The sequence below is a fragment of the Phreatobacter sp. genome, assembly GCF_022843985.1.
GTDB lineage: Bacteria > Pseudomonadota > Alphaproteobacteria > Rhizobiales > Phreatobacteraceae > Phreatobacter.
In genome coordinates this window covers 20,088-30,939 of sequence record NZ_JALHMP010000040.1, presented here as the reverse complement: position 1 = coordinate 30,939, position 10,852 = coordinate 20,088, and the positions used below count along the sequence as shown (strand labels likewise).

General features: G+C 68.7%; 11 protein-coding genes. 7 read left to right on the top strand and 4 right to left on the bottom strand.

Annotated elements, in window-relative coordinates; genetic code table 11:
* Positions 1–2,511: translation initiation factor IF-2 (gene infB / locus Q0C57_RS19770; protein ID WP_296579257.1), on the top strand; the 2,511-nt coding region annotated here is incomplete at its 5' end.
* 132 nt (positions 2,512–2,643) lie between these two features.
* Here infB and Q0C57_RS19765 read toward each other — a convergent pair.
* On the bottom strand, positions 2,644–3,345 hold the full coding sequence (locus Q0C57_RS19765; RefSeq protein ID WP_296579261.1) for a fumarylacetoacetate hydrolase family protein: 702 nt from the start codon (positions 3,343–3,345) through the stop codon (positions 2,644–2,646).
* A 77-nt stretch (positions 3,346–3,422) separates the two neighbouring features.
* On the opposite strand from Q0C57_RS19765, the gene Q0C57_RS19760 reads away from it, so the two are divergent.
* The 3 genes from Q0C57_RS19760 (at position 3,423) to Q0C57_RS19750 (ending at position 6,192) form a co-directional block, all read left to right on the top strand.
* On the top strand, positions 3,423–4,049 hold the full coding sequence (locus Q0C57_RS19760; RefSeq protein WP_296579256.1) for a septation protein A: 627 nt from the start codon (positions 3,423–3,425) through the stop codon (positions 4,047–4,049).
* Positions 4,050–4,132: 83 nt separating this feature from the next.
* A complete protein-coding gene (locus Q0C57_RS19755) occupies positions 4,133–4,879 on the top strand; it encodes a phosphatase PAP2 family protein (RefSeq protein ID WP_296579253.1) in 747 nt (248 codons plus the stop codon).
* Between the two features lie 77 nt (positions 4,880–4,956).
* Positions 4,957–6,192 (top strand): argininosuccinate synthase, encoded by a 1,236-nt coding sequence (locus tag Q0C57_RS19750; RefSeq protein ID WP_296579252.1) that lies wholly within the window; start codon positions 4,957–4,959, stop codon positions 6,190–6,192.
* 68 nt (positions 6,193–6,260) lie between these two features.
* On the opposite strand, the gene Q0C57_RS19745 is transcribed toward Q0C57_RS19750, so the two are convergent.
* Both Q0C57_RS19745 and argH read right to left on the bottom strand, forming a co-directional pair.
* Positions 6,261–6,530, bottom strand: a complete 270-nt coding sequence (locus tag Q0C57_RS19745; protein WP_296579250.1) for a hypothetical protein — start codon at positions 6,528–6,530, stop codon at positions 6,261–6,263.
* Between the two features lie 149 nt (positions 6,531–6,679).
* Entirely contained in the window at positions 6,680–8,077 is a 1,398-nt protein-coding gene (gene argH / locus Q0C57_RS19740) for an argininosuccinate lyase (RefSeq protein WP_296579247.1), read from the bottom strand.
* Between the two features lie 33 nt (positions 8,078–8,110).
* Here argH and Q0C57_RS19735 point away from each other — a divergent pair, with 33 nt between their 5' ends.
* From Q0C57_RS19735 to Q0C57_RS19725, 3 genes are all read left to right on the top strand, one after another.
* Positions 8,111–8,740, top strand: a complete 630-nt coding sequence (locus Q0C57_RS19735) for a TlpA disulfide reductase family protein (protein ID WP_296579246.1) — start codon at positions 8,111–8,113, stop codon at positions 8,738–8,740.
* Positions 8,741–8,752: 12 nt separating this feature from the next.
* On the top strand, positions 8,753–9,265 hold the full coding sequence (locus Q0C57_RS19730; RefSeq protein WP_296579244.1) for a prolyl-tRNA synthetase associated domain-containing protein: 513 nt from the start codon (positions 8,753–8,755) through the stop codon (positions 9,263–9,265).
* Between the two features lie 299 nt (positions 9,266–9,564).
* Complete coding sequence (locus tag Q0C57_RS19725) at positions 9,565–9,864, top strand: 4a-hydroxytetrahydrobiopterin dehydratase (protein ID WP_296579259.1); 300 nt, start codon at positions 9,565–9,567, stop codon at positions 9,862–9,864.
* A gap of 23 nt (positions 9,865–9,887) precedes the next feature.
* Here Q0C57_RS19725 and Q0C57_RS19720 read toward each other — a convergent pair whose 3' ends face one another.
* Entirely contained in the window at positions 9,888–10,835 is a 948-nt protein-coding gene (locus Q0C57_RS19720) for a hypothetical protein (protein WP_296579241.1), read from the bottom strand.
* Positions 10,836–10,852 lie beyond the last annotated feature (17 nt).

Sequence of the window (10,852 nt, the reverse complement as noted above, 5' to 3'; positions counted from 1 at the left end):
CCGCCCGCCCGCGAAGCCCGCGCCTTCGGCGACCGTCCGCCGCGTGTCGCTGGCTATGCGCCCCGTCCGCAGGGCGACCGCCCCGGTTTCGGCGACCGTCCGCCGCGTCCGCAGGGCGACCGCCCCTTCGGCGACCGTCCGCCGCGTCCGGCCGGCGACCGCCCCTTCGGCGACCGCCCGCCGCGAGAGGGTGGCTATGCTCCCCGTCCGCAGGGCGACCGTCCCTTCGGCGACCGCCCGCCGCGCCCGCCGGGCGACCGTCCCTTCGGCGACCGTCCACCCCGCGAGGGCGGCTATGCCCCGCGTCCGCCCGGCGACCGCCCCTATGGTGACCGTCCGCAGGGCGACCGTCCCTTCGGCGACCGTCCGCCGCGTGTCGACGGCCGTCCGCCGCGCCTCGATGGTCCGCGTCCGCCGCGTCAGTTCGGGGCTCCGGCCGCCAGTGCCATTCCCACCCGTCCAGAGGGTGCGGGTCCGATGCGCTCGGGTCCGCCCTCCGCCGGTCGCCCGCGCGCCGCGGGGGACGACGATGACGGTCCGCGCGGCGTTCGCCGCGGTCCTGGCGGCAAGGTCGCGGCGCCCGCGACCCGCCCCGAGCGCCCGACGGCCGATGCGCCGAGCCGCACCCGCCTGACCCTGACCAACGCACTCGAGGATTCGTCCGACCGCATGCGGTCGGAAGCCTCCTTCCGTCGCCGCGTGCAGCGCATGACGGGCCGTCGTCCGACCGAGCAGAAGGAAAAGATCTTGCGCGAGGTGACGATCCCCGAGACGATCACCATCGCCGATCTCGCCAACCGCATGTCGGAGCGGGCCGTCGACATCATCCGCATGCTGATGAAGCAGGGCGCGATGCACAAGATCACCGACGTGATCGATGCCGACACCGCCCAGCTCATCGCCGAGGAACTGGGCCACACGGTCCGCCGTGTCGCCGAGGCCGATGTCGAGGAGGGTCTGTTCGATTCGCCCGATCCGGAGGAGATGCTGGAGGGCCGCGCCCCGGTCGTGACCATCATGGGCCACGTCGACCACGGCAAGACCTCGCTGCTCGACGCCCTGCGCAAGACCAACGTGGTCTCGGGCGAGGCCGGCGGCATCACCCAGCATATCGGCGCCTATCAGGTGATGACGCCGCTCGGCGGCCTCGTCACCTTCATCGACACGCCGGGCCACGCGGCCTTCACCGCCATGCGTGCCCGCGGCGCCAAGGTGACGGACATCGTGGTTCTCGTCGTCGCTGCCAATGATTCGGTCATGCCGCAGACGGTCGAGGCCATCAACCACGCCAAGGCCGCCAAGGTCCCGCTGATTGTGGCGATCAACAAGATCGATCTGCCCGACGCCCGTCCGGAGAAGGTCAAGACCGACCTCCTCCAGTACGAGGTGCAGCTCGAAAGCCTCGGCGGCGACGTGCTCGAGGTCGAACTCTCGGCCAAGACCGGCCAGGGCCTCGACAAGCTGCTGGAACTCATCCAGTTGCAGGCCGAGGTGCTCGAACTGAAGGCCAACCCCTTCCGTCTGGCCGAAGGCACGGTGATCGAGGCCAAGCTCGACCGCGGCCGAGGTCCGGTGGCGACCGTGCTGATCCAGCGCGGTACCATGCATCCCGGCGACATTATCGTCGCCGGCGCCGAATGGGGCCGCGTGCGCGCGCTGATCAACGACAAGGGCGAATCGACCGACGGGGCCGGTCCTTCCGTCCCAGTCGAGGTGCTCGGCTTCAACGGCACGCCGGAGGCGGGTGACCGCGTCGCGGTGGTCGTCAATGAAGCCCGCGCCCGCGAGATTACCGACTACCGCTCCAACCTGAAGCGGGAGAAGGCGGCAGCGCGCCTCGGCGCCGGACGTTCGTCCCTCGCCGACATGATGAGCCAGCTCAAGGCTGGCGCCGGCAAGAAGGAATTCCCGCTCATCATCAAGGGCGACGTGCAGGGCTCGGTCGAGGCCATCGTCGGCGCTCTCGGCAAGCTCGGCAATGACGAGGTGGCGGCCCGTGTCATCCTGTCAGGTGTCGGCGGCATCACCGAGAGCGATGTCGGCCTCGCCCAGACGGCCGGCTCGGTCATCATCGGCTTCAACACGCGCGCCCATAAGGAAGCGCGTGCTGCGGCCGAGCAGGCCGGGATCGAGGTCCGCTACTACAACATCATCTACGACCTGGTGGACGACATCAAAGCCGCCATGTCCGGCCTGCTCGCGCCCGAACTGCGCGAAACCATGCTGGGCAATGCCGAGATCCTGGAGGTGTTCAACATCACCAAGGTCGGCAAGGTGGCCGGTTGCCGCGTCACCGACGGCCGTGTCGAGCGCGGCGCCAATGTGCGCCTCATCCGCGACAGCGTCGTCGTCCACGAGGGCAAGCTGTCGACGCTCAAGCGCTTCAAGGACGAGGTCAAGGAAGTCCAGGTCGGCCAGGAATGCGGCATGGCCTTCGAGACCTACCAGGACATGCGCGCCGGCGACATCATCGAGTGCTACCGCGTCGAGGAGATCAAGCGCTCGCTGTGATGGTGGAAGCGCTGGATTCCGGCCATCAGGGCGGCCCTCGGGCCGCCCTTTTTCGTCGACTGGCCAACAGAAAACGCGGCTGCCGGGGCAGCCGCGTTCCTCAAACCGGTGAACCGCGGCCGACGCGGCGCGTCAGACGACCTTCAGGCTGATCTCGCCGAGGCCGTCCACCGCCGCCACCATGGTCTGGCCGCGGGTCACCGCGCCGACGCCGTCCGGCGTGCCGGTGAAGATGACGTCGCCCGGGCAGACCTCGAAATAGGTCGACAGGAACGCGATCTGCTCGGCCACCGACCAGATCATGTCGGCCAGATCCGCCTTCTGCTTGACCACGCCGTCGACGGTCAGCGAGATCGGACCCTTCAGCTTCTGGCCGACCTGGGAGACCGGATAGAGCGGCCCGACCGGGCCGGAGAGATCCGACGACTTGCCGAGTTCCCACGGACGCTTCAGCGCCTTGGCCTCGTCCTGCAGGTCGCGGCGGGTCATGTCGAGGCCGACCGCATAGCCGAAGACGCAGTCCAGCGCCTTGTCGATCGGGATGTCCCGGCCGCCCTTGGCGAGGGCGACGACCATCTCCAGCTCGAAATGGTAGTTGGCCGTCTTCGGCGGATAGGGATGGTCGACGGTCACGCCATGCGGCACCGGCTGCAGGGCATCTGCCGCCTTGTTGAAGAAGAACGGCGGCTCGCGGGTCGGATCGCCGCCCATCTCGCGGGCATGGGCCGCGTAATTGCGCCCGACGCAATAGACCCGGCGCACCGGGAACAGCATGGCGGTGCCGACGATCGGCAGGGCGGGGCGGGCGGCGGGTTCGAAGACGTAGGACACAATGGCGCTCCAGCACGGTCGCGCCGGATCACGGTGGTCTCGACGCTGCGCGCACGCTAGACTCGCCCGACAATTTGTCCATGGCTCCAAGGCTGATGACGCATACCGAAAAGCGCGAACTCGCCCCGCTCGCCAAGCTGGCCCTCGAAATGGGCCCGCTGGTGACCTTCTTTCTCGTCAATTCCTACGGCGATCGCTGGTTCGGCGTGGCGCCCGACAAGCGTCTGTTCCTCGCCACCGGCATTTTCGTCGTCGCCGTCCTCGCCTCGCTCGCCGTCACCTGGTCGCTGATCCGCAAGCTGCCCGTCATGCCGCTGGTCTCGGCGGTCGTGGTCACCGTTTTCGGCGGCCTGACGCTGCTGCTTCACGACGACCTCTTCATCAAGCTGAAGCCGACCATCGTCAACACGCTCTTCGGCTGCGTTCTGGTCTGGGCCGGTCTGACCGGCCGCAACGTCCTCAAACTCGTGCTCGATTCGGTGTTCACCCTGACCGATGAGGGCTGGCGCCTGCTGACCTGGCGCTGGGCCTTCTTCTTCTTCCTGCTCGCCGGGATCAACGAGGTGGTCTGGCGCACCCAGACGACCGATTTCTGGGTCGCCTTCAAGGTCTGGGGCATCATGCCGATCACCATGATCTTCGCCATGGCCCAGATGCCGCTGATCATGCGGCACGATGCCAGCGCCGAGTCGGATTTGCCCTCGTGACCTTCGGCCGCGCCGGCGGGAGCCTTGGCCTGCCGCCGGGCTCGCTGTAGAAGGCCTCTCCCGCCGTCAGACCGGAACTTGCCTTGGTCCGCGCCCTCTTCATCGCCGCCGTCACAGTCCTGTCCATTGCCACCGCCGTCCTCGCGGTCTTTCCGCAGGATGACCTGACGGTGGCCGGCTGGTTCTGGACGTCTGCCGACGGGTTCTGGCTTGGCCAGAACCCGGTTGCCGCCTTCCTGCGCCGGGTCAGCATGTGGCCGACCATCGTCATCGGCATCGCTGCTCTCGTCTCGCTCATCCAGCACATCCTCCTGCCGGCCTCGCGCCAGTTCATGGCGGCCCGGGCCGCCGCCTTCCTCTTCCTCACGCTGCTCGCCGCTCCGGTGCTGCTCGTCAACGGCATCCTGAAGGAACACTGGGAACGGGCCCGGCCGGTCCATGTCACCGAACTCGGCGGGTCCTGGCGCTTCACGCCCTGGTGGCAGCCGGGCGACGGCCGTCAATGCGTCACCAACTGCTCCTTCGTCTCGGGCGAGGCATCCGGCGCCGCCTGGCTGGCCGCCCCCGCCCTCCTTGCGCCGCCGCCGGCGCGCCTGCCCCTGCTTGCGGCGGTAGCGGGCTATACGGCCGTTGTCTCCGGCCTGCGCATCGCCTTTGGCGGCCACTTCCTTTCCGACACGCTGATCGCGACCTTGCTGACGCTGCTCATCATCGCCTTCGCCTATCGCTGGTTCTACCGGCGCCCGCAGGCGCCGACCGAGGCGGAGGTCGCAGCCGGTCTCGGCCGCCTCGGCGCGCCGCTCCGGCGCCTCGCCGGCGGGCGGCCCTGACGCCCGTGCGGCTTGCCACGCGGGCGCGGCTTCTTTAAGCCCACGCTCACCCCTCCGACTGCCCTGGAAACCCGCTCATGGCCGCGCAGAAACCCGTCAAGAAAGTCGTCCTCGCCTATTCGGGCGGCCTCGACACCTCGATCATCCTGAAATGGCTGCAGACAACCTATGGCTGCGAGGTCGTCACCTTCACTGCCGATCTCGGCCAGGGCGAGGAACTCGGCCCGGCGCGCGACAAGGCACTGCTGCTCGGCATCAAGCCCGAGAACATCTTCATGGACGACCTGCGCGAAACCTTCGTGAAGGACTATGTCTTCCCGATGTTCCGCGCCAATGCGCTCTACGAGGGCCTCTATCTCCTCGGCACCTCGATTGCGCGGCCGCTGATCGCCAAGCGCCAGATCGAGATCGCCGAACAGGTCGGCGCCGATGCCGTCTCCCATGGCGCCACCGGCAAGGGCAATGACCAGGTGCGCTTCGAGCTCTCCTATTATGCGCTGAAGCCGGACATCACCATCATCGCCCCCTGGCGCGAATGGGACCTGCGCTCGCGCGAGCAGCTCATCGCCTTCGCCGAACAGCACCAGATCCCGATCGCCAAGGACAAGCGCGGCGAAGCCCCCTTCTCGGTCGACGCCAACCTGCTGCACGCCTCGTCCGAGGGAAAGGTGCTGGAGGATCCGGCCCAGGAAGTGCCGGATTACGTCTACTCGCGCACCGACGGCCCCGAGACCGCGCCCGACAAGGCGACGGTCATCACCATCGACTTCAAGGAGGGCGACCCCGTCGGCATCGACGGCCAGGCCATGTCGCCGGCGACGCTGCTCACCAAGCTGAACGAGCTCGGCAGGATCAATGGCATCGGCCGGCTCGATCTGGTCGAGAACCGCTTCGTCGGCATGAAATCGCGCGGCATGTACGAGACGCCGGGCGGCACGATCCTCGCGATGGCCCATCGCGCCATCGAGAGCATCACGCTGGATCGCGGCGCGGCCCATCTCAAGGACGAGATCATGCCGAAATATGCCGAGCTCATCTATAACGGCTTCTGGTTCTCGCCCGAGCGCGAGATGCTGCAGGCGCTGATCGACAAGAGCCAGGAATTCGTCACCGGCACCGTCCGGCTGAAGCTCTACAAGGGTAATGTCATCACCATCGGCCGCGAGAGCGTCTATTCGCTCTATGACCAGGACCTTGTGACCTTCGAGGAAGGCGCCGTTGCCTATGACCACCGCGATGCCGCCGGCTTCATCAAGCTGAATGCGCTGCGCCTGCGCACGCTCGGCCAGCGCAAGAAGAAGCTGGGGCTCTGAGGGCGCCAGCCCCGGACATGAAAGAAGGCCGGGGCGACCCGGCCTTTTTCTTATCCCGATGACCGGGGTTACGGCCCCTGGCGCGTGCCCGCCGTCGGGCCGGGCATGCCGGCGAAGCCGTTGAAGCGGTTGGCCGGGCGGGTGAGGCGATGGCCTTGTCCGGACCCGTCGTCGTCGGTGCCGTACTCGGTCTGCGAGGTCATGGCCGGGACGGCGAGGCGGGCGCTGGCGGCGAGCGCGGACGCATGAGCGGAGGAGGCGATCCCGGCGCCCGTCGACAAGACCGCGGCCGCAAGGAGCGTGAGAGCCGACTTTCGAATGCCGAACTGGTTGAACATGGATCGCCTCCCCCGGTTGATCGCCGCGGCCTTCGCGGCGGCATGACCTTGGGTGTCGGGAGGCGAGCAAAAGGTTCGATCCGGTTCGGGATTTTTTTTGGAGGGTGCGGGGGGACTCCCTGAAATCGAGCAGGCCTGACCGGCCCTGCTCACCCCAGCAGTTTCAGCCAGCGCCGGGCCTGGGCCCTGACGTTCTTCGGCGCGGTGCCGCCATAGCTGACGCGGCTCGCCACCGATTTCGCCACCGACAGGACCGAGAAGACATCGGCGGTGATGCGCTTGTCCACCGCCTGCATGTCGGCCAGCGTCAGCTTGTGCAGCGGCAGGCTCTTGGCCGAGGCGGCCCCGACCGCCTTGGCAGCGATATGGTGGCTCTCGCGGAAGGGGATGCCGAGCGCCTGCACGCACCAGTCGGCAAGGTCCGTGGCGGTCGCGTAACCCTGACCGGCCGCCTTCTTCATCACCGGCGCATTGGCCTTGAGGTCGCGCACCATGCCGGCAGTGGCGGCAATCGCCAGCGACAGCGAGGCGAGCGCATCCATGGTCGGCTCTTTGTCCTCCTGCATGTCCTTCTGATAGGTCAGCGGCAGGCCCTTCAGCACCACGGTGATGGCGTTGAAGGCGCCGAGGATGCGGCCGACCTTGGCGCGCACCAGCTCCGCCGCGTCCGGGTTGCGCTTCTGCGGCATGATCGAGGAGCCGGTGGAGAATGCGTCCGACAAGGTCACGAAGGAGAAGGGCGAGGAGCACCAGATGACGATCTCCTCGGCGAGGCGCGACAGGTGCACCGCCGTGATCGTCGCCGCCGCCAGCACTTCCATGACGAAGTCGCGGTCGGCCACCGAATCGAGCGAATTGGCGGTGGGACGGTCGAAGCCGAGGGCCGCGGCCGTCATGTGCCGGTCGATGGGGAAGGACGTGCCGCAGAGGGCGGCGGCGCCAAGCGGGCTCTCGTTGAGGCGGCGCCGGGCATCCGTGATCCGCCCGCGGTCCCGGCCGACCATCTCCACATAGGCCATGAGGTGGTGACCGAAGGTGGTCGGCTGCGCCACCTGCAGATGGGTGAAGCCCGGCATCACCGTGGCGGCTTCCGCCAGCGCCTTTTCCGCCAGCGCCTTCTGCAGGTCCTTCAACTGGGCGTCGAGCCCGTCGGCGGCGTCGCGCACCCAGAGCTTGAAGTCGGTCGCCACCTGGTCGTTGCGCGACCGGGCGGTGTGCAGGCGGCCGGCCGGCGCGCCGATGATCTCGGCGAGGCGCGCCTCCACGTTCATGTGGATGTCCTCGAGGCTGCGCTTGAAGGTAAAGCGGCCGCCCTCGATCTCCGCCAGGACCTGGTCGAGGCCGCGGCTGATCGCGGCTTCGTCATCGCGGCTCACGATGCCTTGAGCGGCCAGCATGGCCACATGGGCTTTCGAGCCGGCGATGTCCTGCCTATACAGGCGCTTGTCGAAATCGATCGAGACGTTGATGTCCTCCATCACGGCGGCCGGGCCCGAGGCGTAACGGCCGCCCCACATGGAATTGCCGGCTTTGTCGGCTACGGTCATCGTCGCGTCCCCGAAGGAAGAAGGAATTCGCTTTTGTCCCGCGCCAGAATGACCATCCTCGCGGCAGGACTGATCGGACTGTGCGCCGGCGCTGTGGCCTTCTACTGGACAGGCGGCCCCGCGCGCAATGCGTCGGCGCCGGCCTGCAACGCCGCCCGCACCGTCGCCGCCAATCTCGCGCCGCTGGCGCGCGGCGAACTCGCCGCCTTCAAGGTGACGACCGCGCCGATGATCGCACCGAACCTCGCCTTCAAGGGCCCCGACGGGCGCGACATCACCCTTGCCGATTTCCGCGGCCGCGCCGTGCTCCTCAACCTCTGGGCCACCTGGTGCGCGCCCTGCCGCCACGAGATGCCCGCCCTCGACCGGCTGCAGCAGTTGCTGGGCGGGCAGACCTTCGAGGTGGTGGCGGTCAACATCGACACGCGCAACCCCGACCGTGCCGCGACCTGGCTCACCGAGAACGGCATCCGCCACATGGCCCATTACGCCGACCACAGCGCCCGCATCTTCCAGGACCTGAAGGCGGCGGGCCGGGCTTTCGGCATGCCGACGACCCTGCTCATCGACGCCAATGGCTGCGAGCTCGGCTTCCTCGCCGGCCCGGCGGAGTGGGCGAGCGAGGATGCCCTGCGGCTGATCCGCACCGCCCTCGGCACCTGAAGCGTCGCTGCCATGACCACCATCGCCGCGCGCCGTGCCGCCCTCTTCGCCCTGTTCGACCGGCTCGGCATCGTCACCACGACCCATGAGCACGAGGCGGTCTTCACCGTGGCCGAGGGCCGGCACGTCAAGGAGACGATCCCCGGCGGCCACACCAAGAACCTCTTCCTCAAGGACAAGAAGGGCCGGCTCTTCCTCGTCGTCGCTCTCGGCGACGCGGTCATCGACCTGAAGCGCCTGCACGAGGTCGTCGGTGCCTCCGGGCGGCTATCCTTCGGCTCCGGCGACCTGCTGGAGGAGGTCTGGGGCGTCAAGCCGGGCGCGGTGACGCCCTTCGGCGCGCTCTGCGACACCGGGCAGCGGGTCACCGTCGTCCTCGACGCGGCGATGATGGAACAGCCGGTCCTCAACTATCATCCGCTGGAAAACACCGCGACCACCTCCATCGCACGGGACGACCTCGTCGCCTTCCTCGCCGCGACCGGGCACGAGCCCCTCATCCTGCCATGCAGCCAGCCAGGGTGAACCATGACCGGCCATCACGCGGCGGTGAGACATGCCATGGTAGCGCCCCATTTCGGCCCCGGTGGGGTCAAGAGCCGGCGCGAGCTTGGCATTGTTGCCTCGGCGCCTGATCGGCGCCGCTCCGGTCTCTTCAGCCCCCCAGCCCCCCGGAGTCGGTTCGATCGCGCCGAGCACCATCGGTCCTGCCGATGGAACGTTCGGTCATCCCCTCCGACGCGAACGTGCGGGCCGGCGCCTTGGCGCCGGCCCGTTTTTTTGGCCATGCGCGGGGGTGGGCGAGGGCCGAACCACAGAGGGAGATCGCCATGAGCGGCAAGCTGACCGACGACGAACGACGCGCGGCGATGGCCTCGCTGCCCGGCTGGATCGCCGTGGAGGGCCGCGACGCCATCACCCGGCGCTTCGCTTTCCGTGACTTCTCCGAGGCCTGGGGCTTCATGAGCCGCGTGGCGCTGGCCGCCGAGGCGATGGATCACCATCCCGAATGGTTCAACGTCTACCGGACGGTGGAGGTCACGCTGTCGACCCATGATGCCGGCGGGCTGACGGCCAAGGACATCGCGCTTGCCCGCGCCATGAACGAGATCGCGGGCATCTGACGCGGCTTCCGCCCGCCTGGCCGTCAGCGGTCGCAGGACCAGGTCATGACCGGCAGGCGGGCCTCCCGCTCGCCGATGAAGCCGCGCGCCGATCGTGCGGGAACCTCGACCTCGATGAGTCGCGTCGGCCCCATCTCGATGACCTGGCGGAGCTGGACCTTCTCTCCCGCCGCGAGGCGGACGACAGGCTGACCGCCGAGCGGCGCATCGAGCAGGCTCGCACCCTCCGCGGCGATCTCGATCTCGAGCACACGGCAGCCCGCCGCGGCCGGGGCCGGCGGGCTCTCCGCCGTTGCCGGCGACACGGTGATCGGTACGGTGCGGACGAGCCGCGGTTGTTCCGCGCCACCCGTTGGCGGCACGGGCGGCGTCGCCGCGGTTCCGCCGTCCCGCAGGGAGAAGGTCGTCAGGCCGGCAATGCCGATGGCGGTCACGGCGGCGACGGCCAGGATCACCAGGACCCACTTCAGCCGCCGGGGCGATGAGTCCGGCAGGCGGACCTGCTGTCCGCCGCCGCGGGCGACATCGAGCTCCCTCTCGAGCTGGATGAGCGCCGAGAGATGCGAGATCTGGGCATCGAGCTGGTCGTACCAGCCGTCGAAATCATCGGGCGCCGGGTCGCTCGCCCGATAGGCACGGTCGAGCCCGTCCAGCGAGGCCCGCAGATCGATATGCGGGCCCGTGGGAGGAGCGCCGATCTCCGTGCCGAAGCGGGTGATGGCGATGGCGAGGTCGTTCTCGGCGCGGGCGATGACGTCGCGCAGGGCGGCGCGCGTCTCGGCATTGATCCGATGGGCGAGGCGCTTCAGCTGGCCGGGCGGATCGGCCACCCGCTTGAGCTCGGCCGCCGCCTGGCGCAGCGCCTCCTCGATGGTCCCGCTCGGACGGGCGAGGCCGCCCATGCGTCCGCCATAGGCGTCGAGGACGTGGAAACGGTAGCGATAGGCCGAGACGAGCGGGGCGACGTCCACGAAATTCCGATCCTGGC